The following is a 24,596-nucleotide window of genomic DNA, read 5'->3' on the forward strand; positions in this document are numbered from 1 at the left end:
TTCTCTGTGTACGCTTCGTATTGCTGTTACCAGCTTCAACGCAACACTCGATATGAGTGGTTGGTTAGACCTTCCTCAATAGGGACTTTCACCCTACAAGTAGATGCCAAGCTTTCTTGGCGCACTAAAAATAATCTTCACTTCGCTGTTAAATACGATTCCGAATCATTGTTACCATTATATAACATAATAGTAAAGATTGGAATAGTCCAAACTTTACTTCACCATAGTTTCCTAAGTCGTCACAAGTAAAAACGCCACAAACTTTTATTGTTTGTGACGCCTATTACGAATATTCCGTCTTATAATTGTATTATTTCCAGAATCCATTATTCACATTACAATCTTTTTTTCATCCATAAAATTTTAAATTTTTCTCCAGCAATATCTCCAATATAAGTATTAAATACTTGAAAACCTACTTTCTCATATGTCTTGATTGCTCTCTTATTAAACTCTGCTACACCCAATCTTACATAATCACCTTTATAGTTATGCTGTTTTACTGCAAAGTTAACACACTCAGAAACAAATTTTTTTCCAATTCCTTTTCCTGTTAAATCTGGTCTTAAGCCAAATCCAATCCACATTTCGTAAACTTTATCTGGATTATCTTTAACTGTTTGGATATCAACGTATCCATCCTCCTCTGAATCTTTATCAACTTCTCGAAAAAACTCTGTAGTTAATTCACCAACTAATTTCTCATCTTCATTTAAAACTGCAAATCTTTCAACTCCCCAATTTTCAGTCTTTAGTAAGAACTCTTCTTCATTTGCAAAGTCATAAATTGAAAATTCACCTTCATATTTCCAATTATTAATCATTTCTCGTGCACAATCCCCATTCTGTGCAACAAATTTAAAAATCATTTCTTTTCCCCCCCTATGTTATCAATTTTATTAGATACTCTAAGATAGTTATTTTTATGGAAGTTTTACTAATCTCTTCTTTTCCCCCGTATAATAAACATCTTAACTTTAAAATGTGTAAAAATAAAGATAAAAAATATTTCTATATTGTTTTTTACATAATAAATTACTACTAATTAGCGTTTGAAAAATGTCTTAATTTTTTATAGTTGTGACATAACTTAAGAAAATTATGACTTAACTCTATTGTTTGCCTTTATGCTAACGCAGAGCTTTATGAACATCTGAGTATATAAATAAAAGTAAATAATCCCCACTCCTATTATTAGGTATTCATGAGGAAATTTAGATTTTTCCACTGTATGGTTAATATCAAGTCTAAAAGCATAGGAACTGGCTTTTCGTAAATGCCAAGGTGAGGATACAATAACTGCTGTTCTCAATCCTCTATCTTTCATAATTTTCTTTGAGTTTACTAAATTTTCATATGTACCCCTTGCAAGTTTTTCACGAATTATACTGCAATTAGGCACTCCTAATTCAATCAAGGTTTGTGCTATGACATCTGCCTCAACATAGTTATTAGCGACTGCCGCACCACTGCAAATAACCACTTCAGCAATTCCTTCATGATATAATTTTGCTGCTTTATTTATTCGCTCTCGCAGAATTGGTGACACGCTTCCATCTTTTTTTGCGGGATAACCAAGTACAATAATCACATCTTTTTTTTGCCCATTATTATAGGTTGCTTTCTTTAAACTGTTACAAAGAACAGCATACTCAATCATAAAGCATATTAATATTGCACATAGAATATATAATATTATCATTTATCCTATCTCCTCTTATATGTGTCTATTAGTATCATCTACCTATATAACCCGTTCTTCACATTTTTTTACTTATATGTCACAAATAAAAACGTCACAGACTTTGTTGCTTGTGACGCCTAACATGAAAACTGCGAATTATTAAACAATAAATCCTAACTATTTTTATTTTTTCTTCATTAGGACTGTCCAAAGAAAAGATTTACCAAATATGTTTTCATCAGTAGATTCTTTCATTTCTCTAAATTCAATTATCTCAAAATAAGGCTCTAAAACTGTTTTTAATTTGTATTCAGAAAATCCAAGCCCCCCAAGCATTGAATTATCTCTATAAACATCATAATCAGATATATTTGCACCACCTTTTAAATTGAAGCATACCATTGCAAAATATCCATCTGGTTTTAAATATTTTAAGATGGTTTTTAGGTATTGATTTCTTCTATGTGGCTTAATATGATGAAGGCATCCACTATCATAAATAAAATCAAAACTCTCTGGCTTATCTTGAAACTCAAATATTGATTGGCATAAAAAATTCACCTTTATAGATTGCTCTTCTGCTATTTGTTTTCCCCATTCAATAGAAGTTTTTGAAAAATCTATTCCATTAGCTTCCAGACCTCTCTGTGCAAGATAAAAAGAGTTTCTTCCATTTCCGCAACCAATATCAAGTGCTTTTCCATGCTTTATTAACTCTCTATCAAAGTATGAAATAAGGTTTTCATCAGCAATGTTTTTAAAGAATGGAATTGGCTTCTCCTTATCAGAATAGAAATTATTCCACCATTCACTATCTCGTTTTTCTAAAAGATTGTCTAACATAATAAGTATGTCATTTTCTGTTTTAATAATCTCTGAATTAATTTTATCTGACATTATTTACCCCCCTATATTCGATATATACACTTAGTAAATTATACCACAAACATAATTATTTTCCAAATTACTATATTTCATTATAACATGTTTTGACATTTTAAACGTATTATATTCAGCATGATTTTGGTTCTAACATACCTTATACCTGTTGTTAATACAACCATTCGTTAGACAGTAATTTTTCCTCAAAACCCATATAAAACAGTTATAATAGCATATGTTTTAAAGCCAAATTTAAATTAGCAAAAAAAAATATATTTATAGTTAAATGGTATATATAATAAAAAAAAGGCATTGCTGCCTTTTCAGTTGATTAACTACATAAATGAAAAATATATATAATCTCTTTTATTTTTCTAAATCCCGAATTAATTTCTTTATATATATCTTTTTATAAATTAAGTAAAACACTATCTGGAAACAGAAATATATGAGACTAATTATACTGGAATACGTTAAAGTAACCAACCCTGCACCTTGTTTCACAGGCAAGTTATAACTATAAAAAGCTGCTACAAATGTTGATAATACGAAAGGTAGAAAAAATAATACTTTCAATTCTTTTAAAATAAGTTTAGTCACTTCGTTATCAGTAATTCCTATTTTATATAATTTTTTATATTTTATCTTTTCATCTTCATATTCAGTTAATAATTTAAAATGCAGTATTACCGCAGAGGATAAAAGAAAGAGTATTCCTACATAACTACACAAGAACAGCAAATATGAACCTGATTGCTTATTATCCAAATAATATTTTATTTTTGATTCTGGTTTAAACATTAAATTATCTTTATTTACATTTTCATAATATGGTCTTGTATTTTCTCTGTTATATGTCTCTAGTTTACTCTTGAGCTCCATTGAAACATTTTCAGTCTTACGCCAGTCTTTAAAATTCATAAGCTTAATTGTTCCCACATCATAAGGTTTAGTAATATTTCTTACATTTTGATAATCTTTATTGTTAAGAATAAGATAATGTGTATTTGTAAATATTGGAAGATTACTAAATAATACTTTTGTGATTTTTCCTTTGGGCTTATAAGTATAAGTACCATCTTTAGTGGGTATATCAAGGCTACTAATTTCACTAGTATCATGTGTATATCCATCATCTTTTACTATTTGGTATAATGAAATAAAACACCCTTTTTCAACTTTAATATTTGTTCCTAAATTAATATTTAGATTTTCATCGTTTAGAATTGTTATGTATTCTTTGGATATAAACTCTATTGTTTTTAAAGAAGTAAGGGGAGCCTCGGAATTACTTAAAATATTATCAAGAACAGGAGTGGCAATTTTATTTTTGTCAAAAATCTGGGCATATGCTATATCATAAGGGTTGTATGCAACAGCTATCCTTTTAGCATCGGATATAAGTATTATTCCAATGGTGCTCATAAATATTGTCATGGTAACAAATAAAGTTATTACAAAAAGTATTTTCTTTGACTGACCCAAAGTGTGTTTCAGATTAGTTGTGACTAAAAGATTTTTATAAATTTTATACCCAAAGTAATTAGTTACTTTTGAGTAAAGCAAAACAATGTTCGAAATAAAAAGATAAATTCCAACGAAACCCGTTGCTATGCTTCGTAATGATAATGATGAATTTTCTGCGCCTCTATTAATTATCATATCAAAACAAGCTATTCCTATTAATAGAATTCCAAGCACGCTCCAAATCGGACTATTTAGAAAGTTATTATCTTGTTTTCTAGTGGCCTTTAAAAGGTTTATAATTTCATATCTAAATGACTGTATTACTCCCTTTATTATTACAAGCAAGTAAATCACTGCGAAGAAAACTATAGTGTAAATGTAACTTTTAATTGAGATAGAAAAAGGTATCCCCTTCACATCAATTATTTTAATAATCAATACATAAAATAACTTTGAAAATATTGTTCCTGACACTATCCCTGTAAGCAAAGAAACTATTGCTATTAATCCATTCTCTAGAAACATTATTCTCTGTATGTCTTGAATTGTCATACCTAACACCATAAAAAGTCCAAATTCCTTTTTCCTATATTTAATAAAAGAATTCTGAGCATAAAATATAAAAAATGCTGAAAAAAGAGCCAACATTACTCCAGGAGCAACCATATTACCTGTAATAGAATAATTTATACCAAAAGGATTCATGAATTTTTTGTTTGTGAAGATTGTAGCATAAGTAAAGAAAACCATAATAGAAAAGCTGTTACATAAAAAAAACAGCAAATATCTTCGAAAATTAGCTTTGAAAATCTTCAAAGCGATCTGGTTAAAGGTCATCTTTGTCACCGACCATTACTGCAATGCAGCCTAAAATATTATCAAAGAAATCCTTTCTGGTGCCTTCTTTCTTAATTTCCATGTTAACAAGACCATCCTTTATGAAAATTACTCGATTGCAGTAGCTAGCAGCAAAAGAATCATGTGTTACTATTAATATAGTATTTTTATTTATAGTATTTAGTTTCTCAAAACAGTTCATTACATTCTTTGAAGACTTGGAATCTAGATTTCCTGTAGGCTCATCAGCAAATATCATATCTGGATTATTTATTATAGCTCTACTTATAGCTGCTCTTTGTTGTTGTCCTCCAGAAACGGTATAGGGATACTTGTCCATAATATCTGCTATATTAAACATCGACATAACTTCATTTGTCTTAGTTTGAATATCTTCAGGCTCTTTGCCGTCAAGTATCATCGGGAGCATGACATTTTCTTTTAGCGTAAGACTATCTAATAGATTAAATTCCTGGAAAACAAAGCCTAAATGCTGACGTCTGAAAAGTGCTAATTCATTTTTTGTCATTACATTTATGCCTTGCCCCGAGATTTCAATATCCCCCGTGGTAAGTTTATCTATCCCACTTAGGATATTTAAGAGTGTGGTTTTTCCACTTCCAGAAGGTCCCATTATAGCAACAAATTCACCATTGTCAATTGTAAGATTAATACCATTAAGAGCCTTTGTAGAATTTGACTTGCCCTTACCTTTGTATATTTTCACCACATTACTTGCATTTAAAACTGACATCTCTATGCCCTCCTAAAAATCGATCAACTATTGCTTCTTATACCTATTTTAATTTATCTCCACACTATTTACCAAGAATTATCAAATCACCAAGTGCTTTAAATCCGTTTTTTTCATAAAATTTCTGCGATGGATAATCTTTTTCTGTGTTTAATATCATTGCATTTATTCCTTGTTCTTTAATATCTTCTTCTATTGCCTTTATAAACCAGCTTCCAATACCTCTACCCTGCATTTCGTAACTAACACAAAATTCATCAATATAATATTCAAAACCTTCTATCCATGGTTTTTTCATACCGATACTCAAGGCTACCACCTTATCATCTAACAAAGCTGCATAACCTACGAAGTAGTTATTGTTAAAATGATTATTAAAAAACTTTGCTACTTGTTCTCTTGATTCGTAAATATCATTCCATGGTTCTTTAGTGAATGTTTCAATATACAAATCCACACAATCATCAATCATATGTTTTTTAATTTTTAATAAAACTAATTTTTCCATGTTTCCCCGCCTCTACAATTTTTTGTTTCTCTTTACATAAAAATATCTAACCAATTCGATTTAGCTCATAAGAAAATTATAAATTCAAATTTAAGTAGATGCAATGGAACGAAAATTTATAACTATTCTTTCCATTGTGTCTGTTCGTTTTTGTTCCGTTATATTCTACTATCTATCAAGCTTTACACCATTTTTGACTTCTCATTAATAAGAATAATGGAAAGCCGAAGTATATATATAACGCACAATTACTCCATTACTTTAGTAATCTTAACAGTTGTTTGTGCCGTCCGTTAAGAAAATTGTTAAATAAATTAACCGCCAAAGATATCTTTTGCATTGTCTTTTCTTATTATATTATTTTCATCTCAAACAGAGCAAATTCACCTCTGTCTTCCAACATGGTTTTATCAAGCAATTTGAAACCGAAACTTTCATATAAATTGCATAACTTTTTCTTACTCCACCCTGTATCTAATCTTAAATAGTGAACACTTCTTCTTCTACATTCTTCTATAGCAAATTCAACCATTTTTCGTGATAATCCTAATCCAGAATAGTCTCTCCTAACACATAATTTATGTATATATCCTGCCTCATTCTCTTTTGCTTTGGGCCAAAATAAAGTATCGTTCCATTGCAGTATCATACAACATGCGTTATCTTCCAAAACTTGTCCTATGTAAAAGTCATTTTCATTAATACCCACCATTAACTTTTCCCTTGTAAGGTGCTCATCTTTCCATACATTTAACCCTGCTGAGCGCCCCCATTTTGCTACTTCTTTCATTATATTAATAGCAGGTTGAACTTCTGCACTTAATACTTCAAATTTGTTTATCATATTGTTGCCCCCTAAATAATATTAATAATCTGAAGTTTTATTGATTAAGTAGCAATATATTCCGGAATCCCAAAGTGGCTTCCTTTAATTCACATTCTGAAAGAAAATCACGTAGTATTTAATAATTAGACTTTACTATTACTACTAATATAATCTTCATACCTTTTTTCATAATTTTTCCATATTATTTTACCAAAAATAGCACCAATTGAACCACATAATATGAAATTTCCAAGAATACGTATAATATTAAAAGTAAAATTATGACTTAATGTATATGTAAAAATATTAGTAACAATAATAAAATATACACTAAATAATAAAATATATTTCAATTCTCCAATTTTACGAAACTTACTCCATCTTATGAAGTCTTTTTCTTTCAACTTAACCTCCTCCTAAAATTATTAATTCATATAAATCTACAATTCCAAATCTTCTGTACCATTATATAACATAATTGTAAAGATTGGAATACTCCTAAAAATCATTCAAATATTTAACATAGTTATATATAAACTGCTTCCCGGTTTTTAAAATCATTTAACGACATTTCAGAAGGAAAGTCTCCATCTTCTATAAGAGGGAGTTACATGCTATAACGTAGCAAACTTGCTATTAGTCTTTTTTCTTCTTAGTTTTTCGTCCTCAATCTTGGCTTTAAATGATATGATAAAATCTTCATCATATCCACTTTTTCTTATAAATTCATCTATAGTTTTAGGCTCAGATAAAGTTGGTTCCAATAATTCAATAAGGTCCATATACATATTAATTCTTTTACAAGAGGTGATAGCAGACAGTTCCGGTTCTTCTGAAACTACAATTGATTCTAATATTTTCATAGTTTCTTCATTAAAAAACATTAATACTGTCCTTAAGATTTTTATGCTTTCGTCATTTAAATACATAACACTCAACACTCCCTAATAGTTTGTTTATTGAACCTGAAGTAGCAACAAATTTGAAACTCATTTCCATTTTTTGAAAGGTGCCTATCACCTTCACTTCTAATAGTAAATTTTTTCATTTTAAAACACCGTAAATTTTATTGAATAATACGGTGTTTTTAAGGGGTTATTCTGTTTTATTAGTTGTGACGCTTAATTTTACGGTTGTGACGCAACTTAAGAATAATGGTCAAATATCTAATTTAAATAAAGATAATAGAAAAATTTTCAAGCCATTTATTTACGGTTTAATAACCATGTATCACTTTCTGAATTTTTGATTACAATCATATATTGAAAATAATCTGTAGTTACACCACCTTCCGCTCTCCCATAAGGCTCCTTAACAAAATCCCACTTTAATTCTCTGTCATAAGGTGAATTTTTACCATTAAGTTTTATTAAAGTGTTATTGCCTGTAACATATGATTCCATGGCTTTATTACCTTTATAGCTGGTTATTGGTTCGGGTACACCTGAATTACTACTAAAGCAATTATCATAAAAACATGCAATTGTTATTACTTTATCTTTTAAGGGACTCCCTTCTTTGGTTATTTCAGCTGCAAAATTTCTAGTTTTAATATTAGATTCTGATAAAATCTCCTTTTGATAAGTGTGTCCAGCTCCATACTTTCCAAAGTATTTTCCTTTAGGAAGTTTTTTATAAAGTTTACTAAAGTTTTCTCCTATCATTACATCTCTTACACGTAATATTGAAGCAAAATCTCCTGTTTCAAAATACTGCTTAGCTGATTGCTCTTGTATATCTAATACGTTTTTTAAGTCATTAAGAACATATTCAATGTCAAAAGAACTCTCTTTAAATATATTTTCATAGGAAGGTATATTGTCATTTACTTTATTATAAATGTTCATAAATTTTTTCCTGTTTTCCGTATAAGAATTCATGTATACAGTTTCTGCGTCTTCCTCATTTACAGCGAATAACTTGTCTATGTACTCTTTGTATTCTTTTATCAGTGATAACTGTGTTTGAAGTTCCTTTGGTAAATCTTTTGAAGATAGTGTGTCAATGAGATATGAAATATCGTTTTGCACATTTCCAACATCAGGACCTACCACTATGATTTTGTCTTCACTCTTTAGGGTCCTATTAAATTCATAAAGTTTCTTCCAAAACTCTAATTCCTCTACGGTATTAAGATAAGGGGCTAAAAGTTTTTCATCTCCTGTTTTCATAAAAATATTATATTTTTTACTTGCCAAATATGGAGTTTCACACAAAAGATATTTAAAATTAGTTTTCTCCTTAAAATATTTTAGAAATTTTAATTGAATTGTAGAATTAGCTGTTACATAATGGTATTCACCAATGAGAAAAATGTCTTTGTCTTTTGTATCCTTATCTAATAACTTAAAGGAAGAATAGTCATTATTGTCCTCGATATCTAAGTTTGAGGTATTTTTTTTCAAATAATTAATATACACATTATCATCTATAGCCTTAAAACTCTCTTTTCCATTTTGTGAAACCATGCTGTCTACTTTATCATTTTTATTAATATCTACATTATTACAATCCACTAACAATAAAGGTAAAGTAAAAAGAAAAATAAGTAAAAAAACTTTCTTAATTTTATTACATGTCATCTTAATAACCACCTTCACAATTTTTTATAATGCCAAGGTGAGGATACAATAACTGCTGTTCTCAATCCTCTATCTTTCATGATTTTCTTTGAGTTTACTAAATTTTCATATGTACCCTTTGCAAGTTTTTCACGAATTATACTGCAATTAGACATTCCTAATTCAATCAAGGTTTGTGCTATGACATCTGCCTCAACATAGTTATTAGCAACTGCCGCACCAGTGCAAATAATCACTTCAGCAATTCCTTCATGATATAGTTTTGCTGCTTTATTTATTCGCTCTCGCAGAATTGGTGACACGCTTCCATCTTTTTTGCGGGATAACCAAGTACAATAATAACATCTTTTTTTTGCCCATTATTATAGGTTGCTTTCTTTAAACTATTACAAAGAACAGCATACTCAATCATAAAGCATATTAATATTGCACATAGAATACATAATATTATCATTTATCATATCTCCTCTTATATGTGTCTATTAATATCATCTACCAATATACAACCTATTCTTAACATTTTTTTACTAATTTGTCACAAATAAAAACGTCACAGACTTTGTTGCTTGTGACGCCTAATATGAAGAATGCGTCGTAGTATAGAGCCTATTAATTTATTGTAACAATTTAATTGTGCCGATTTTTAAGATATCCACATTTCAATTGATTTTTTTTGAAACCACTTACCAAATAGATTATAAAATTTTATTGTCATTCCACCACCGCTTAAATAATCCACTTTACTATTATCAGACACTGCCCAAGTATTATCTAATGTTAGCCTAGCATTCCAATTATTAATATCTATTTTTCTAAATTTAAGATACAGGAAATCGCCTTCTTTATTTGCTTTTTTCTTTATTTCTGTAGGGCTTAATACTATGAGTTTAATATTCGGTAACACTGGCAAGATATTAGAATCAATAATTTCTGTTGAAATCACTATATTTATCTTGTCCTTAATAAGTCTATAATCGGGTATTTTACCATACACTACGGCTGTTTCAATTACTCTTTTTACTAACTCTTTATTTAAATTAGCATTTTTAGGTTTAAGTGTTACGAATGAAATCAACACTAAAATAATCATTATTGACGTTAAAATTAGATTTTTTTTTGTTTTACCCCTCATTGATATCTCTCCCTTTAAAATTCTAATTATTACATAGTATTTTACTAATCTGTCACAAATAAAAACGTCACAGACTTTGTTCCTTGTAACGCCTAATAAGAATATAATGCACTTATAATTATTTTATTTTCTTTATTTTTATATATTTTTCATACCAATCTCTTCCTGAATCCCATCCATTTTCATTATCCTCAACCCAAATCTTTATTGGGTTTTTATCACCAAGTATTTCATTACAAATCCATGCTGTTATCCACTCATTGCTACCATCTAGTCTACCTTTCCTAAACTCATCTATAAAGCAATCTACAACTGGTTCACCCAATTGAATAATTTCATCATATTCCTTTTCATGGCCTTTCACATGGTCCAAGGGGTTTGACGAAAGAGGCATCGATGAAAATGTTTTTAGATTAGATTTTACTTTATTAATTTGGTAGCTAGTTAAGGCTGGTTTTTCATCTGATAATTTACTTGTCTTATTAAATCCTATGAACCCCAATAAAATAAAAACTAGTAGTAAGGTAAAGATTAAAGGCAGCTTTAAAGATGAAAAATGTTTCATTATATCCCTCCATTAATTTACTATTGAAATTTTACACAATATTCTACAGTTGTGACGCAAGGTAAAGACATTGTCTATTAAACTATCCATTAAAACTACAGCATTGCTACATTCTTAAATATTCATTTACCCCTTAAAATTATTCATCATAATATGTGTCGTGGTGTTGGTTTAACTGCCAACCTATATATAGATTATAAGTCATTTTTTTACACAATGCTATATAAAAATATTCCACCAGACAAGTGATATGCTCCCCTTATAGAAGTGAGAGACTTTCCTTCTGAAATGTCATTAAATAGTAAAAACCTATTGCTGGAAAGGGGCGTGTTTTGTGGCTAAAAGAACTAAATATACAGCACAAGAAAAGTATGAAATTTTAAAGGCATATTAGGATGGAATTAGAACTATGCAAAAATTTTTTACCGCCTATAGGATTAGTAAGGATTCTTTTTACAATTGGAAATAAAAAAAATTTCTTTGAAAATTGAATAATGTGATATTTGAAAACTATGTTATAATTAACCAAAATATAAATCAGAATTTTAAAAACAGAGAAGGAGATTAATTATGCTTGAATACAAATTTGATACGCAGTTATTAATTGAAGGAAAAAAACTTTCAGAGGATAAAATAAACGAGTATATTACAGTAAACATTGAAGGCGATTGTTTGCTTGCAGTTGGCGATGAGGAACTGATTAAAATTCATTTTCACACAAATACTCCATGGAAAGTACTTGAGTATTGTGCTTCATTAGGTGATATTCATGATATTGTTGTAGAAAATATGGAACGACAGACCAATGGTCTTCAAGGTTAATTATAAATATAATTTCCAATTTATCAGTAAGATGTAACCACTAAAGTTCTGTCATATTGTTATCCAAAAAAATTTAATACTAAATTAGAACATCGTACTATTCAGAATGTCACAAATAAAAACGTCACAGACTTTGTTGCTTGTGACGCCTAAATAATATTAATTATCTGAAGTTTTATTGATAAAGTAGCAATAAAACTTCAGAATTCCAAAATGGCTTCCCGGTTTTTAAAATCATTTAACGACATTTCATAAGGAAAGTCTCCATCTTCTATAATATGGAGTTACATGCTATAACGCAGCAAACTTGTATCATCTCTTTAAACGAGTAATTTACAGTCAATATTTGCTTTTCTTGCTTGACTACATAAATCTCTGACATTAAGTGTGTAATCCTTACCATCTTTGATAAAGTGAGTTCCACATTGTCTAAATTCAAAACGAACTCCTTTAGTTATACACTGCTCTCGAATAGATAAAACCCAATTGTAATTCAACGGTCTTGCATTTTTATCAGATTCACCACCAACTACAACCAATTCAATATTGTCCAGATATTCTTCAATATTTATCCCTTCAATAAGTGGCTGGCAAATTACATTCCTATGCTTTATTGGAAAAGTAGCAAACATAGACAGCCTAAAATCTGCTCTATCTTGATTTTCAACAGTGCAGCCAACAGTCACATTGTCGTATCCATTGTTCCAGTCATTCGGAATACATTGCAAAAACCTTTCGATTCTCTTTGTTAGAAAAATGAAATTCAAGTCCGAGCGTTCTCTTATCATTTTCCAACATTCTTCTCTCCATTCGTCAGCTTCTTCAATAAGAAAGTCTGTAGAAAAGCATAGGTACACGGTTTGACCTGATTTGATTTTATATTCACCTTTTTTATTCTTTATAACAGGCGCATTAAAATTATCTGTTTTTACAATGGTATTTGTGTCTACTCCTCTTTTGGCATCACCTTTATGAATATAGCAATATTTACATCCTTCGCTATATTTATGACAGCCGCGCCACGGACTCCACATTGCCATAACAACACCACCTAAAATTTTGATTTGTCATAGTTATATGGAATACTTGTACCAACAACTACATCTTGGATTTTTTCGACAATAAGCCAATCATCCATATTGCCCTGATGGTCAAAGTCAAGAGGTTGGATTTCACTCACATTCTCAAACTCTACCAAGCACATACATTTTTTATGCCAACGTTCTTGTTGCTTTTTAGATAAATTCAATTTCTCTTGATTATCGGCAAGCACCTTTACTATTTCATCTTCCGACAATTTAACGTGATTTTGAACTAATTTCACAGTTGCAGTTGCAGAGATTTTAGCTGTACCTTTTTTCATAAAGTAAAGTTTCTCACCATCAAACACTCTACTATGGGGAATTTTCCTTCCTGCCGCTGCTCTTATAATCATTGTTTTAGAACTAGCCAATATTTTTTCTAATACCTTTTCTTTGTCATCACAATATACCAAATGTACCATATCTAATTCTCCTTTTTCACAACTGGAATCCACATCTCATACTTAGCATTCTCTGGATTTGCATTTAAATACACTTCAATATCTGGTGCATTTCCATATTCATATCCTGAAGTAGGAAGCCATTCCGTTACGATTCTTTTTTCTATTTCCTGTATAGATTGAATACTTCCTTCTCCTGAAAATATTGCCCATATAGAACTAGGGACAATGTATTCTTCTAAATCATTCTACTGATATGCCCTACACCTATAAAGTTTTAAACCATTTTGACTTCTCATTAGTAGGAATAATGGGAAGCAGAAGTATATATAAAAAACGCACAATTACTCCATTACTTTAGTAATCCTAACAGTTGTTTGTGTCGTCCGTTAAGAAAATTACGTCTTAACTGTTATATAAACATTATATATATTTTTTAATCCATTCACAAGCAACTTCTAGCATTTGTGGTGTTACTGTATGTCCTATGCCTTCAAATTCAATAGACTTAATTAATTGCTGGTCTTTATAATTATTCTGTAATTTGCAATAAGACTGTCTAATGCTATTTATAGGTATTAATTCATCTTTTTTTCCATTAAGCATTAATAATGGTAAATCTTTCATATTTTCTGTATGATTTAATGGCTCAATACTTTCTATATACTTTTCAATTTGTATTATGTCATCTTCGTTAAAACTTAAGGCCTCGGTAGGTAATTTTGATATATATCTTCTAACAAAATTTTGCCAAATAGGTACTCTTTTAACAAATTCGTAAGCTCGTTCTATATATTTTTCTTTGCTGCCATTAGCTCCATGGAGCATAATAATAATTGGTCTTTTTTCTTTTACATCAAGTTCATAAACATCTAATATTGGGATATTGCAGACATTTCTGTCTTCAACAACTATCCTCATCCTAACACCTCATAATTTGAATTTGAATTTCTTTAGTGATTTTTACAGTTATTTGTGATGAACTTTTTAAAAATTGCGAATTAACCTTACTTCGGATTATGCTTATAATGTCCGCTGTTTAGTATTTGTATAAAGCCAGTCAACTATATAATCGAATCTTTCTATTGTAAGTGCATGTCCTCCCTTATATCTCATGTGACACAGATTAGCTTCAGCCTCATAATATGCATATGAAGAACAAGCTTTCTCAATAATATATCCAGCATCTTTTGAATACTTATCATCTTCTGCAGAAACAATTAGCAAATGCCTTGGAGCTATGCAGCATACTAAATCGAAAATGTCATAATTTCTATTAAAACCAGGAATTACGCTTGCCATTTCAATCCCAACATTGTTTAAGATTCGGTTTTCGTAGGTACAAGCGCTTCCACTCGCACAGCTAAAAGATATTCGTTCATCTATTGCGGCAAGAAACAGAACGGTATTCCCACCATAGGAGTGTCCCATTGTACCAATATTTTTTTTATCCACGAATGCCATTTCAGACAACAGTGATATACCATTAATTGCATCATAAAGGACTTTTTTCATTAAATTTTCACCTTTTATGATTTGATAGCACATCTCATTGTAATGTTGCAAAAAATCACCATCACCAGGCAGAGGCTCTATTCCATTTGCATTTTTTCGCCGTTGCTCAAAGCAGATTGAATCGGGAGCTAAAACAACAAATCCATTTCTCGCCAGTTCTGGGCCAAAAGCCTGCAATGGGTTTCCTGCCAAACCACATACCTCGCTTTTTCCAAAATGGCGTTCGCTATTATGCTGGTGATTTATGAGTATTGCAGGATTGTTGTTAAGAACTTCAGGAATTAATAGAAAAGCAATGACTGTATCTCCATTGGAATTATACTTAATAAGTTGTCTTGTATACCCAACCTCTTTTATGGACTCTATTATCCTGTATTCAATTTGAGTTGACATGTCTTCAACTTTAATATCAATAATTTCAGTAATTCCCATTCTCAAGTCTTTCACTTCAACACCACCTAATATAAATAATCGTTAGCACCGTCATATTTTACTATGTCATCTGTTATGAATATTGTGTATTATTTTAACCAAATTGTTTTACTCATATTTGCATAATTTCAGATATATCATTAATAATATATCTTGGCATATAGTATTTTGTATCCCACGCTTTTCCATTACTTAACCAAATAGAGATTAACCCAACATCAATTGCCCCTTTTATATCCCATAAAGAGTTATCTCCAACAAACAAGGTAGTTTCTTTATCTGAATTGATTTTAGATAAAGCAAGATAAAATATTTCAGGTTGTGGCTTTCTAATATTAACTTCTTCAGAAATAATAATAGTCTTCATATATTTTCTTAAATTCAATTTATCAATTTTGTATTTTGAAAATCTGAATAACCATTTGTTACAATTCCCATTTTTATGTTTTTATTCATAAAAAAATCTAGGACATTGTATAAGTTAGACATAGGTTCAGCACATTTGGGAAATTCCACATTCCAAAAATCAATTAACTCTTTTAAATTAGGCTTACATTCCCATGAAATTCTGTTTCGTAGTTCTTTGAACATTTCTTCTCTTGGTCTATATCCTTGGCAATCAATTTCAAAAAAATATCCTCCATAATTAACTTACTATTATAGGTTAATGCATGGAAATATTTCAATATAAAAAGGTCAACAAACTTATATAATGATTTGTTTCTATCGTGTATTGTATCATCTAAATCAAAAAGTATTGTATCAAAAGTCATATAATGCACCCTATATTGTGTATTAAGTTTACTGTAGATTATGCTAATTTTTTTTATCAACTTATAAATATCGCCTTTAGGGTTTCGATAATCCACCCAACCTTGTTCTAAAGCAATACAAAACCTGTTTTAGATTTATAAATCACAATAGTATTCATACTTTTTAACCCCTAACCAATTTATTGTAGAATGTGTCACAACAAAATACTATTGTAACGTTGCATAAGAATAATAATTGTATTTTTTAATAAAAATTAAATTCACCTATTTACTAAAAAAACGTTGTAATTACAGAAACAAAGATTACGAATATTCCGCTTAGAATTAACAAAATTGATTCTCCTTTTTTGTTCTTAATATATGAGTAATACCCATTTGATATATTCAAGATACCTAATAATAGTAATGCAATTGGCATTGTAATTTTTCTATTAATTATATTAAATAAACCTAAAAGCGATAATATAATAACCACTGCTGAAATTAATATTTTTATAACTTTTTTTCTTTCAAGTTATTACCTCCTAATAAAAATAATTTTCTCAATTTCCTATAAATGTTTAGGTATCATAGATTTATGATTGATGAACAACATTCTAGAATTGTGACGCAATATTAACTAGCGTAAAACTTTTTATTTCCTTTGTGATTCATTAAATAAAACCAACTCTCAAATTATCTTTTATCCTCCATAAGCACTAAGCTAATGATATAGACAATGAAACGAAAAACATTATTGCTAGAAATATCATAGTTAATAGTACATATACATTCATCATGATATTAAATTTCTAATGCGAATTTGACTCCATTAAGGCGACATAGAGCTATAAGAAATACTGACCATCTTTGTATAACGAATTGATCTATTTCTTTAAGTGCTTGACTTAATATTTCCCACTGCAATTCTTGATATTTATCACTAACTGAGGGCAATTCTGCTAATAAACCTTTCATTTTGCCAATCAATAAGGGTACTACACAGTTTTTTCAGACTAAATTTTCATACAACTAAATCATGTTCAAAAATCGAGATTCACAACGCTCTTGCTTTTCTATTAGCTACTAAATTTCTAATTATTTACAATTTAAAAATCTATATTCAGTAACCTCCCCACAATATTCATAACCAATACTTTTATATACATGATTCGGAGCTGATTTTCTACGGTCAGCATATAATATCGGCACGAAACCCTCATTAAGCAAATCTTTTGTAATTCTATACATTAAAATTTTTGCATATCCTTTATTACGTTCATTTCTATCAGTAAAGATTCCATCAGTCAATGCAACGTCCCCATATTTATGTACAGATGCCATAGCAACAACTCTTTCATTATCATTCCTCCAAACATGAAAATCAGAGTTAGTTAGTTTTCGTTCTGAGAACTTATTAGCTTGCTCTGGTGTAAGAATTCCAAAACCAATATCTTCCCAATTATCTCTAGAGAATATAGTAAGAGTTTCTAAATCATCCTCACTCGCTTTTGATAAACCACCACAAATCATTTCAGGCTTTATAGGTTTATGACAAACATATGAATTTTTAGGAAGACTTATCTTAAAGGACATTCCAAAAATACTTGAAACCTCTTCAAGAATTGACTTAAGATATTTTTCTTCTCCGTCTACATTAAGAGTAGGATTAAGTGCAAGTCTTTCGCATATGATTTTAACAACTTCTTCTCGTTCATCATCAGATAAATTATTCTTAATATAAATCCATAAAGGTGATGTTGGACGTTCTTGCCCAATAATTACATTATTATCATTTGTTACGATAAAAGAATCGTTAACTGTACGTATGGCATAAAACAAACTAAAACGAATTAATTCCTCTTCAGTCATTAGCTGTTCAAAAACATGTTCTTGAACTATGATATTTCTCATTACCATACATTTGTACCTGGAACGTTAATAAGCATATTCTCTTTATAATCTTTCCAACAAGTTGGGTGCATTACTACAACATTTTTAGTGTTTTCATCCCCTTTATAAACGTATGTCAGCAAAGCATTATTATCATCTTTAATTGATTCTATTAAAGGTGCTCCCTCTCTTTCTACGTTCTCCCAAAAGGAATTAATTAAATTAGTATCACCAATTCTAATTTGTTCTTCTAATGCATTTATTTTAGGACTAGTATATTGAAGATTACTCATAGACAAATCAACCCCTAATTTTATTTTATAGAAATAATCTTTTGTAAGTCATCAAATAAGACAACTTCCACCTAATTCTACTAAAATTATAACATACTATACATATTTATACATTATCGTGTTCCTATAATAGTAAATTTTTTCATTTTAAAACACCGTAAAATTCAATTGAATAATACGGTGTTTTTAAGGGATTATTTTGTTTTATTAGTTGTGACGCTTAAAAAGAATGTTACGTATTAAATATAATCATAGGATGTATCTAGTGTAACAGCTAATCTATAAGATTCTCAACCTTCATTCTTCTTAGAGAGTCATCTATAGATTTATCAAGTTCATCTTGGACTGAATAGTATACTGCTATTTGCATTAAGGCAACTATTGCTTGTCTAATTTCACTGGCTAAAGCCTCTTTGCTTGGTTCACCGTGCTTTAACCTTTTTATGCCACTGTTTTCAAAATGATTTACTTCACTTGCTACCTCACCGCATTCTTCTAATAATCTTGTAACCATTTGAAAAGGTTCTACACCATCCGGAAAACGTTTAAATGAACCTTGAACCATCTTATACAATTTATACATTGTTATTTACCTCCATATCATTCATAGTTGATTTTTAATGACAGTTAATTAAATAATCTTCGCAATATTCTACAGGTTTGACATAACTCTTTAACTGAAAAACGTCTTCAGATATCGCTGATATAACCTACATCTATCAAGTTTTACACCATTTTTGACTTCTCATTAATAAGCATAATGGGAAGCTGAAGTATATACAAAAAACGCACAATTACTCCATTACTTTAGTAATCCTAACAGTTGTTTGTGTCGTCCGTTAAGAATATTACGATGCAAAAGTAATAATCTTAAATTTCTTTATCAAGCATCTCTTTTAATTCCTTGGCAATCTCTTGTGAAAAAACATGTTTTTTATCACTAAATGTCCACCCAAATCCATCTCCCTTATATCTTGGAAAAACATGCATATGATAATGTCCAATATCATTAAATTCTCCACCATTTTGCATTATACTATAGCCATCTGGAGAATACTTTTCTTTAATTACCTTAACAATTCTTTTAGATAATACCATCATAGACGTTACTACCTCAGTTGGAATTTCATCAGTATCTAAATAGTGATTTTTAGGAATTATAAGTACATGACCTTCATTTATTGGCACTATAGTTAAGAAACACATAATTAAATCATCCTCAAATACTAAGTTAGATGGTAATTCACCTTTTACAATTTTACAAAATATACAATCCATAGTTACCTCCCTAATTGTTCTTAAACCTTCGTATTATAATACAGTTATTCATCAATCGTAGTTTTGCGATAGATGTACAATAAATGAATCTTTCGATGTAAAATACACATTTTTCAATTTATTACTGGTCCTCTTTACGTAAATTCACATCAAAAAATCTTGTTTCTGCTTCTTTTATTGCTTCAATACTTGTTTTGCACAACACATTAATACTATATAGAAAATTTATACTCATATATGCTCAGCCTTTCTACCTATATAGAGTCCATGCTCACTATATCCTAATATACTTTTAACTTCACAGGTTTGATAATGTATATTTAACCATCTTTCAAATTCATTATCATTAAAAGAGTTCACTGTATCACTCATAATAAATTTGACACCATCGGTAGCTATATTATATATCTGTTTTAGACCAAAGCTTGGCATAAATGATTCTATATCCTCAGGTGTAGTTGCATAAAATAAATAATTTTCTTCATTATAACCTTTGTTCATATACTCTTCGAAAATATCAAAATTCCCCTTCATTTGGCTATTATATTTAAGATAGTTAGCATATCTATTTAAATATGCTAAACAATAAATACCATTTGGCTTTAATACACGCATACTTTCAGTGATAGATTTTATTCTATCTTCTTCATATTTAAAATGATAAAAAGCTCCTAAATTTAAAACAACATCGAAACTATTATCCTTAAACATAGATAAATCCAGTATACTTCCCGTATATACTTTTTTTAATATAGGATTATCTTCTTGTTTGTTTCTAATTTGTGTTACATTAAAGTCCACCAAATCACCAGCTGTAACCGTATAACCCATTTTTGCAAGGGGAAAGGCATATACCCCAGTACCAGCACATGCATCTAATATTTCTGATTGTGGTAAGATTGTATTTTGTATATATTTCATAGTAGTAAGAAATTCTACGCAATTTATCCTTGCTCTATTTAATCTGTTGTTTTCATCGCATTGATATTCATAAAAATTAAAAATATCATTTTTCTTATCATCCATTATTTTCTCCTCCAATACTATAATTAATTTTACTTCGCAAAATTGTACAAGTTTGACATAACTCTTTAACTGAAAAACGTCTTCAGATATCGCTGATATAACCTACATCTATCAAGTTTTACACCATTTTTGACTTCTCATTAATAAGAATAATAGGAAGCTGAAGTATATATAAAAAACGCGCAATTACCCCCTTACTTTAGTAATCCTAACAGTTGTTTGTGTCGTCCGTTATGAATATTGTGAATTAACTCACTTGGAGATTTTCGCAAGTGGTGGCATAAAAGCAAAACCCAATGCTACCACAATAAAATTGACACTTCTATAATTCACGCCAATAATCCCACAGAAATATTGTACTATCACGTCAAAAATAATGAATAAAATAATATAAAAAGCAATAGTATGTTTTATCTTAATATTTCTTTCCAAAGCAGTCCATAATGATCTGCTCCATCCAAATTTTATTGAGATTATCATGAACAAAGGAATAGTCAAAAAACATAGCACAAATCGAATTACTAACCAGAGCATTACTCACTCCCCCTTTTATCTTTCACCGCAATATTTTACTATTGTTATATAATTTTCTACTATTAATCCCCTCGAAAATCTCTATAATTTCTTATTCTTTCGATTGTTTCTTCTCTAATATTATCATTATTAATAACAGGTGTGTGCCTGGTATTATAATGCTCAATTACATCAATGATTTCCACGCCTAATTCAGAAAGAGGCTTACTTATACCTTCTATTGTATATCCCATAGAGTCTTTAGTTTTACCTGCACAAACACCTACAATTATTGCCTTTTTATCTGGCGAGAGACAACTTTTCCATCCGTTACTATAATCATTTAAACAGAATGTCCTATCTAATAAGGATTTCATCTGTGCAGTAATATTGTAATTATATGATGGAGAAGCGAATATATATCCGTCTGCATTTTTCATATTATTTATAATTTCAGTTATATCATCTTGAATAATGCAAATTCCTGCCTTTATACAATATTCACAGCCTGTACAAGTTGAAATATTATGACTGTCCAAAAAGAATTTATCTACACTAATTTATTTTCATTTAATCCTTCTATTACATAGTCTACCATCAAATCTGTGTTTTTTCCCTTTCGAAAACTACTAACCACTGCAATCCATTTTTCGCCCATACCATCCACTCCTACATCCTAAACATCATTTTTGCTATATAAACTGCTATAGCTTCAATTACAAATTATAATACCATTGCAACAACATATTAGAAGATTGTGTATTTATTATTCTGCGAATTACTTTTGCTCTTAATGTAAATTTCTATTTCATCATTATTTAATTTACGAATTTGAGCATTAGGACTTTCAACATATTGCTTAGATATATAGACATATTTCTTATCCTTACATGACTTGTCTTTGTTCTTAGATAAATATTTTCCCAAATCTTCTTCGGTATGAAAGATTTTATAAGAAATTCTATTATTCTTTCCTTTAATCTCATATATTCCACAAATATCTTTGCAACTTACTTCTGCTGTTCTCAAATATAATTTAGCAATTTCTAATGTTTTAAATGGGAAACTCCATCTATAAACATCTCGTTTATCATCTCTATCAATACATATACATCTTCCACACGTTGAACATATATATTGAGTATGCTTTTCTAAACAAAGCTCTGGTTTTAAAAGTGGTGTTACCCTCGGATTATCGCTATAACACTCTTTACATATCATAATATATACCTACTTTCTTCATATTTTTTTACAAGTTTGACATAACTCTTTAACTGAGAAATGTCTTCAGATATCGCTGATATGCCCTACATCTATCAAGTTCTACACCATTTTTGACTTCTCATTAATAAGAATAATGGGAAGCTAAAGTATATATATATATAACGCACAATTACTCCATTACTTTTGCTGTTTTGCCATCCAGCCAACGAATTACACGGTTTCCGCACTGCCAGAGAAACGGACAAGGAACACTGCTTTTTTCAAGGATAATCTACCGCTGCAAACTGGACTCGATTAACTCAATACTTTCTCTGCGAAACCGCTTAGTGCTGTATTGTTTAACCAATAGTTCGCCTTTTTCTGTTGAAACCTTCCATTTATGATTCAGCAATCCACCTGTTACCGGAGTAATTTGATTAATATTTATCCCATAGCTTTCTTTCAAATCAGCTATAATTTTATCTTCCATGTACAGGTAATACTTATAGTTCATTTCTGTTAATTCGGTATTTACGCTTAAACAGGTATTTCCCCGTTGTAACAATAATAAAATCCTTATCTACTGACAAATCAGATATATTTACCTTTTTACTATCTTTACCGTCAATAAAAATAGATGTCGGTCCATCATTTTCTATTATTAAAGGGTTTAATTGTTTTAAAATTTCAATTATTTCCTTCCTTTTCATCATACCATCCTCAACTTTCAGTTATATAAACAACCTTCGTATAGTTATAACTAATTCATTCTTTCTTACAAGGTCCTAATACCCTTAAAGACATGAATAGTAAACCCTTTATGAAAATTGTTACTTATCTACAACCACCTATTATGCTTATGCTATTTAGTTATTTCTATCAATTAAAATTCCCATTAAAACACCAAAAACCAAACGTAAACCAGATACAATTGCTATATTTTTGAATAATAATATAATGCACCTTCCTCTCTATATTATAAATAATCTTTCCTTCAGAAAAAATAACAATTCCGGCCTAACTCTATATAAATTATAGCATATTATACATATGTTTACATTTCTATATTCCCATAATAGTTAATTGTTTTATTTTAAATTCCGCATTATTCATTTTCCGAAGACCATTGTTCGTGTTTTCCATTCCAATAGTTAAGACGCATTTTTCTCATATTTCATAACAAAGGGTACTTACATTATGTAAATACCCTGTTTAACCATGACATATTAAAATTATATACCTTTAGCAATATGAAGCTGATATTCAAAGTTTGAGTATTCGCTCAAAAGTCGGCTACCCCGATTATTGTAAAATAAGAAATATTCAATTTTATAAAAGTTGTTTTGTGATTTTTACAGATTTCAAACCATTTAAAGGACTAAAATCATCTATAAGGTTCTTTTCTAAAGATAATTCTTTTAATCCAGTCATATTACTCAAAGGTCTTACATCTTTTATTTTGTTTGCCCCTAAATGCAAATTTTTTAAGCTAGATAATTTATTTAGACTGCTTATATCTTCGATTTCATTAATTGATAATTCCAATGTCTTTATATTGGGAAGAGTAGCTAGCGGACTTACATCTTTAATCTTATTGTCAACAGCATCTAAATACTCTAATTTAGTTAATTTACTTAATGGACTTATATCTGTTAATTCTTTCATTGAAGATATATCCAGATACTCTAACTTTGATAAATTGCTTAGTGGTGATATATCTGTTAATTCTATATTTGAGGATATATCAAGATGTTTTAAATTTGATAAACTACTTAATGGTGATATATCCTTAATATTATTTCCAGATAATAATACAGTTTCTAGATTTTTAAAATATTGTATACCATCCAAATTAGTGATTTTAAAATCTATATGTGCATTTAAATTAGCAAGTGGACTCCCAAAATTAGCATATAATTTTTTTGTGTTTTCTAAGTCCTTTTTTAAAATATGTCCCTTAGGTTTATTAATGGTATTTCTCACTAATCGTTCAAAATTTTTATCTTCAAATGTCATTACATTAATATCCATATATTTTTTGTACTGAAATATTGAAAAAACTCCTATAATGATAGCAATAATTAAAATAATTTTAATATATGTTTGGCTAAGTAATTTTAGTTTATTCATATTTTCTCCTTACAAC

The 24,596-nt window shown here is 29.4% G+C and carries 32 protein-coding genes and 1 pseudogene; 1 reads left to right on the forward strand and 32 read right to left on the reverse strand.

The genetic code is table 11. The features are described 5' to 3' along the window. Positions 1 to 338: 338 nt before the first annotated feature. From ACREV6_RS01455 to ACREV6_RS01515, 13 genes are all read right to left on the reverse strand, one after another. On the reverse strand, positions 339 to 872 hold the full coding sequence (locus tag ACREV6_RS01455) for a GNAT family N-acetyltransferase (RefSeq protein ID WP_431576255.1): 534 nt from the start codon (positions 870 to 872) through the stop codon (positions 339 to 341). A gap of 230 nt (positions 873 to 1,102) precedes the next feature. Further along, complete coding sequence (locus tag ACREV6_RS01460) at positions 1,103 to 1,705, reverse strand: YdcF family protein (protein ID WP_431576256.1); 603 nt, start codon at positions 1,703 to 1,705, stop codon at positions 1,103 to 1,105. A 165-nt stretch (positions 1,706 to 1,870) separates the two neighbouring features. Beyond that, positions 1,871 to 2,584: a class I SAM-dependent methyltransferase gene (locus ACREV6_RS01465; RefSeq protein ID WP_431576257.1), complete on the reverse strand. Its 714-nt coding sequence runs from the start codon at positions 2,582 to 2,584 to the stop codon at positions 1,871 to 1,873. Positions 2,585 to 2,935: 351 nt separating this feature from the next. Further along, positions 2,936 to 4,741 (reverse strand): FtsX-like permease family protein, encoded by a 1,806-nt coding sequence (locus ACREV6_RS01470; protein WP_431576258.1) that lies wholly within the window; start codon positions 4,739 to 4,741, stop codon positions 2,936 to 2,938. A 121-nt stretch (positions 4,742 to 4,862) separates the two neighbouring features. Next, on the reverse strand, positions 4,863 to 5,627 hold the full coding sequence (locus tag ACREV6_RS01475) for an ABC transporter ATP-binding protein (RefSeq protein ID WP_431576259.1): 765 nt from the start codon (positions 5,625 to 5,627) through the stop codon (positions 4,863 to 4,865). Between the two features lie 64 nt (positions 5,628 to 5,691). Continuing rightward, complete coding sequence (locus tag ACREV6_RS01480; RefSeq protein WP_431576260.1) at positions 5,692 to 6,135, reverse strand: GNAT family N-acetyltransferase; 444 nt, start codon at positions 6,133 to 6,135, stop codon at positions 5,692 to 5,694. A gap of 352 nt (positions 6,136 to 6,487) precedes the next feature. Beyond that, complete coding sequence (locus tag ACREV6_RS01485; RefSeq protein ID WP_431576261.1) at positions 6,488 to 6,979, reverse strand: GNAT family N-acetyltransferase; 492 nt, start codon at positions 6,977 to 6,979, stop codon at positions 6,488 to 6,490. A gap of 125 nt (positions 6,980 to 7,104) precedes the next feature. Continuing rightward, positions 7,105 to 7,365, reverse strand: a complete 261-nt coding sequence (locus tag ACREV6_RS01490) for a hypothetical protein (protein ID WP_431576262.1) — start codon at positions 7,363 to 7,365, stop codon at positions 7,105 to 7,107. 210 nt (positions 7,366 to 7,575) lie between these two features. After that, on the reverse strand, positions 7,576 to 7,890 hold the full coding sequence (locus ACREV6_RS01495; protein WP_431576263.1) for a hypothetical protein: 315 nt from the start codon (positions 7,888 to 7,890) through the stop codon (positions 7,576 to 7,578). Between the two features lie 276 nt (positions 7,891 to 8,166). After that, positions 8,167 to 9,543 carry a TraB/GumN family protein gene (locus ACREV6_RS01500; protein WP_431576264.1) on the reverse strand — a complete coding sequence of 459 codons (1,377 nt, stop codon included), beginning with the start codon at positions 9,541 to 9,543 and terminating at the stop codon, positions 8,167 to 8,169. A gap of 14 nt (positions 9,544 to 9,557) precedes the next feature. Next, a complete protein-coding gene (locus ACREV6_RS01505) occupies positions 9,558 to 9,845 on the reverse strand; it encodes a YdcF family protein (protein ID WP_431576265.1) in 288 nt (95 codons plus the stop codon). Between the two features lie 341 nt (positions 9,846 to 10,186). Continuing rightward, a complete protein-coding gene (locus ACREV6_RS01510; RefSeq protein ID WP_431576266.1) occupies positions 10,187 to 10,675 on the reverse strand; it encodes a hypothetical protein in 489 nt (162 codons plus the stop codon). Between the two features lie 118 nt (positions 10,676 to 10,793). After that, positions 10,794 to 11,240 carry a hypothetical protein gene (locus ACREV6_RS01515; protein WP_431576267.1) on the reverse strand — a complete coding sequence of 149 codons (447 nt, stop codon included), beginning with the start codon at positions 11,238 to 11,240 and terminating at the stop codon, positions 10,794 to 10,796. Positions 11,241 to 11,810: 570 nt separating this feature from the next. Here ACREV6_RS01515 and ACREV6_RS01520 point away from each other — a divergent pair. Continuing rightward, complete coding sequence (locus ACREV6_RS01520) at positions 11,811 to 12,062, forward strand: fatty acid kinase subunit FakA-related protein (protein ID WP_431576268.1); 252 nt, start codon at positions 11,811 to 11,813, stop codon at positions 12,060 to 12,062. A gap of 320 nt (positions 12,063 to 12,382) precedes the next feature. Here ACREV6_RS01520 and ACREV6_RS01525 read toward each other — a convergent pair whose 3' ends face one another. The 19 genes and pseudogenes from ACREV6_RS01525 to ACREV6_RS01615 all read right to left on the reverse strand — a co-directional run bounded on the left by ACREV6_RS01525 (position 12,383) and on the right by ACREV6_RS01615 (position 24,580). Next, entirely contained in the window at positions 12,383 to 13,102 is a 720-nt protein-coding gene (locus ACREV6_RS01525) for a DUF5131 family protein (RefSeq protein ID WP_431576269.1), read from the reverse strand. 11 nt (positions 13,103 to 13,113) lie between these two features. Continuing rightward, positions 13,114 to 13,566, reverse strand: a complete 453-nt coding sequence (locus ACREV6_RS01530; RefSeq protein ID WP_431576270.1) for a hypothetical protein — start codon at positions 13,564 to 13,566, stop codon at positions 13,114 to 13,116. Positions 13,567 to 13,568: 2 nt separating this feature from the next. Continuing rightward, positions 13,569 to 13,793, reverse strand: a pseudogene (locus ACREV6_RS01535) (GyrI-like domain-containing protein); the annotation flags it as partial. Between the two features lie 175 nt (positions 13,794 to 13,968). Then, positions 13,969 to 14,466 (reverse strand): alpha/beta hydrolase, encoded by a 498-nt coding sequence (locus tag ACREV6_RS01540; protein WP_431576271.1) that lies wholly within the window; start codon positions 14,464 to 14,466, stop codon positions 13,969 to 13,971. 102 nt (positions 14,467 to 14,568) lie between these two features. Continuing rightward, a complete protein-coding gene (locus tag ACREV6_RS01545) occupies positions 14,569 to 15,507 on the reverse strand; it encodes an alpha/beta hydrolase family protein (protein WP_431576272.1) in 939 nt (312 codons plus the stop codon). A gap of 97 nt (positions 15,508 to 15,604) precedes the next feature. After that, positions 15,605 to 15,886 (reverse strand): HAD family hydrolase, encoded by a 282-nt coding sequence (locus ACREV6_RS01550; RefSeq protein WP_431576475.1) that lies wholly within the window; start codon positions 15,884 to 15,886, stop codon positions 15,605 to 15,607. A gap of 145 nt (positions 15,887 to 16,031) precedes the next feature. Further along, positions 16,032 to 16,265 carry a hypothetical protein gene (locus ACREV6_RS01555; protein ID WP_431576273.1) on the reverse strand — a complete coding sequence of 78 codons (234 nt, stop codon included), beginning with the start codon at positions 16,263 to 16,265 and terminating at the stop codon, positions 16,032 to 16,034. 783 nt (positions 16,266 to 17,048) lie between these two features. Beyond that, a complete protein-coding gene (locus tag ACREV6_RS01560) occupies positions 17,049 to 17,222 on the reverse strand; it encodes a hypothetical protein (protein WP_431576274.1) in 174 nt (57 codons plus the stop codon). Between the two features lie 120 nt (positions 17,223 to 17,342). Further along, positions 17,343 to 18,158: a GNAT family N-acetyltransferase gene (locus ACREV6_RS01565; protein ID WP_431576275.1), complete on the reverse strand. Its 816-nt coding sequence runs from the start codon at positions 18,156 to 18,158 to the stop codon at positions 17,343 to 17,345. Then, a complete protein-coding gene (locus tag ACREV6_RS01570; RefSeq protein WP_431576276.1) occupies positions 18,158 to 18,430 on the reverse strand; it encodes a hypothetical protein in 273 nt (90 codons plus the stop codon). Before ACREV6_RS01570 ends, ACREV6_RS01565 begins: the two co-directional genes overlap by 1 nt. Positions 18,431 to 18,704: 274 nt before the next feature. Further along, positions 18,705 to 19,013, reverse strand: a complete 309-nt coding sequence (locus ACREV6_RS01575) for a nucleoside triphosphate pyrophosphohydrolase family protein (RefSeq protein ID WP_431576277.1) — start codon at positions 19,011 to 19,013, stop codon at positions 18,705 to 18,707. Between the two features lie 287 nt (positions 19,014 to 19,300). Next, positions 19,301 to 19,708, reverse strand: a complete 408-nt coding sequence (locus ACREV6_RS01580; RefSeq protein ID WP_431576278.1) for an HIT family protein — start codon at positions 19,706 to 19,708, stop codon at positions 19,301 to 19,303. 231 nt (positions 19,709 to 19,939) lie between these two features. Beyond that, complete coding sequence (locus ACREV6_RS01585; protein WP_431576279.1) at positions 19,940 to 20,734, reverse strand: class I SAM-dependent methyltransferase; 795 nt, start codon at positions 20,732 to 20,734, stop codon at positions 19,940 to 19,942. Between the two features lie 252 nt (positions 20,735 to 20,986). Then, positions 20,987 to 21,268: a hypothetical protein gene (locus ACREV6_RS01590; protein WP_431576280.1), complete on the reverse strand. Its 282-nt coding sequence runs from the start codon at positions 21,266 to 21,268 to the stop codon at positions 20,987 to 20,989. A gap of 62 nt (positions 21,269 to 21,330) precedes the next feature. Then, complete coding sequence (locus ACREV6_RS01595; RefSeq protein WP_431576281.1) at positions 21,331 to 21,786, reverse strand: flavodoxin family protein; 456 nt, start codon at positions 21,784 to 21,786, stop codon at positions 21,331 to 21,333. Between the two features lie 208 nt (positions 21,787 to 21,994). Then, complete coding sequence (locus tag ACREV6_RS01600; RefSeq protein ID WP_431576282.1) at positions 21,995 to 22,468, reverse strand: hypothetical protein; 474 nt, start codon at positions 22,466 to 22,468, stop codon at positions 21,995 to 21,997. A gap of 274 nt (positions 22,469 to 22,742) precedes the next feature. Further along, positions 22,743 to 22,940 carry a hypothetical protein gene (locus tag ACREV6_RS01605; RefSeq protein WP_431576283.1) on the reverse strand — a complete coding sequence of 66 codons (198 nt, stop codon included), beginning with the start codon at positions 22,938 to 22,940 and terminating at the stop codon, positions 22,743 to 22,745. Between the two features lie 13 nt (positions 22,941 to 22,953). Next, complete coding sequence (locus ACREV6_RS01610) at positions 22,954 to 23,163, reverse strand: hypothetical protein (protein WP_431576284.1); 210 nt, start codon at positions 23,161 to 23,163, stop codon at positions 22,954 to 22,956. A gap of 616 nt (positions 23,164 to 23,779) precedes the next feature. After that, positions 23,780 to 24,580: a leucine-rich repeat domain-containing protein gene (locus ACREV6_RS01615; protein ID WP_431576285.1), complete on the reverse strand. Its 801-nt coding sequence runs from the start codon at positions 24,578 to 24,580 to the stop codon at positions 23,780 to 23,782. Between the last annotated feature and the right edge of the window lie 16 nt (positions 24,581 to 24,596).

It is taken from the genome of Clostridium sp. (assembly GCF_050717515.1).
Lineage (GTDB): Bacteria > Bacillota > Clostridia > Clostridiales > Clostridiaceae > Clostridium_AD.

Bases quoted from the DNA above. Each gene is read 5' to 3' on its own strand.
- ACREV6_RS01455 (WP_431576255.1), bottom strand. From the start codon at position 872: ATGATTTTTAAATTTGTTGCACAGAATGGGGATTGTGCACGAGAAATG.
- ACREV6_RS01460 (WP_431576256.1), bottom strand. From the start codon at position 1,705: ATGATAATATTATATATTCTATGTGCAATATTAATATGCTTTATGATT.
- ACREV6_RS01465 (WP_431576257.1), bottom strand. From the start codon at position 2,584: ATGTCAGATAAAATTAATTCAGAGATTATTAAAACAGAAAATGACATA.
- ACREV6_RS01470 (WP_431576258.1), bottom strand. From the start codon at position 4,741: ATGAATCCTTTTGGTATAAATTATTCTATTACAGGTAATATGGTTGCT.
- ACREV6_RS01475 (WP_431576259.1), bottom strand. From the start codon at position 5,627: ATGTCAGTTTTAAATGCAAGTAATGTGGTGAAAATATACAAAGGTAAG.
- ACREV6_RS01480 (WP_431576260.1), bottom strand. From the start codon at position 6,135: ATGGAAAAATTAGTTTTATTAAAAATTAAAAAACATATGATTGATGAT.
- ACREV6_RS01485 (WP_431576261.1), bottom strand. From the start codon at position 6,979: ATGATAAACAAATTTGAAGTATTAAGTGCAGAAGTTCAACCTGCTATT.
- ACREV6_RS01495 (WP_431576263.1), bottom strand. From the start codon at position 7,890: ATGTATTTAAATGACGAAAGCATAAAAATCTTAAGGACAGTATTAATG.
- ACREV6_RS01500 (WP_431576264.1), bottom strand. From the start codon at position 9,543: ATGACATGTAATAAAATTAAGAAAGTTTTTTTACTTATTTTTCTTTTT.
- ACREV6_RS01510 (WP_431576266.1), bottom strand. From the start codon at position 10,675: ATGAGGGGTAAAACAAAAAAAAATCTAATTTTAACGTCAATAATGATT.
- ACREV6_RS01515 (WP_431576267.1), bottom strand. From the start codon at position 11,240: ATGAAACATTTTTCATCTTTAAAGCTGCCTTTAATCTTTACCTTACTA.
- ACREV6_RS01520 (WP_431576268.1), top strand. From the start codon at position 11,811: ATGCTTGAATACAAATTTGATACGCAGTTATTAATTGAAGGAAAAAAA.
- ACREV6_RS01525 (WP_431576269.1), bottom strand. From the start codon at position 13,102: ATGGCAATGTGGAGTCCGTGGCGCGGCTGTCATAAATATAGCGAAGGA.
- ACREV6_RS01530 (WP_431576270.1), bottom strand. From the start codon at position 13,566: ATGGTACATTTGGTATATTGTGATGACAAAGAAAAGGTATTAGAAAAA.
- ACREV6_RS01540 (WP_431576271.1), bottom strand. From the start codon at position 14,466: ATGAGGATAGTTGTTGAAGACAGAAATGTCTGCAATATCCCAATATTA.
- ACREV6_RS01555 (WP_431576273.1), bottom strand. From the start codon at position 16,265: ATGACTTTTGATACAATACTTTTTGATTTAGATGATACAATACACGAT.
- ACREV6_RS01560 (WP_431576274.1), bottom strand. From the start codon at position 17,222: ATGAAAGGTTTATTAGCAGAATTGCCCTCAGTTAGTGATAAATATCAA.
- ACREV6_RS01565 (WP_431576275.1), bottom strand. From the start codon at position 18,158: ATGAGAAATATCATAGTTCAAGAACATGTTTTTGAACAGCTAATGACT.
- ACREV6_RS01570 (WP_431576276.1), bottom strand. From the start codon at position 18,430: ATGAGTAATCTTCAATATACTAGTCCTAAAATAAATGCATTAGAAGAA.
- ACREV6_RS01575 (WP_431576277.1), bottom strand. From the start codon at position 19,013: ATGTATAAATTGTATAAGATGGTTCAAGGTTCATTTAAACGTTTTCCG.
- ACREV6_RS01580 (WP_431576278.1), bottom strand. From the start codon at position 19,708: ATGGATTGTATATTTTGTAAAATTGTAAAAGGTGAATTACCATCTAAC.
- ACREV6_RS01585 (WP_431576279.1), bottom strand. From the start codon at position 20,734: ATGGATGATAAGAAAAATGATATTTTTAATTTTTATGAATATCAATGC.
- ACREV6_RS01590 (WP_431576280.1), bottom strand. From the start codon at position 21,268: ATGCTCTGGTTAGTAATTCGATTTGTGCTATGTTTTTTGACTATTCCT.
- ACREV6_RS01600 (WP_431576282.1), bottom strand. From the start codon at position 22,468: ATGATATGTAAAGAGTGTTATAGCGATAATCCGAGGGTAACACCACTT.
- ACREV6_RS01605 (WP_431576283.1), bottom strand. From the start codon at position 22,940: ATGGAAGATAAAATTATAGCTGATTTGAAAGAAAGCTATGGGATAAAT.
- ACREV6_RS01610 (WP_431576284.1), bottom strand. From the start codon at position 23,163: ATGATGAAAAGGAAGGAAATAATTGAAATTTTAAAACAATTAAACCCT.
- ACREV6_RS01615 (WP_431576285.1), bottom strand. From the start codon at position 24,580: ATGAATAAACTAAAATTACTTAGCCAAACATATATTAAAATTATTTTA.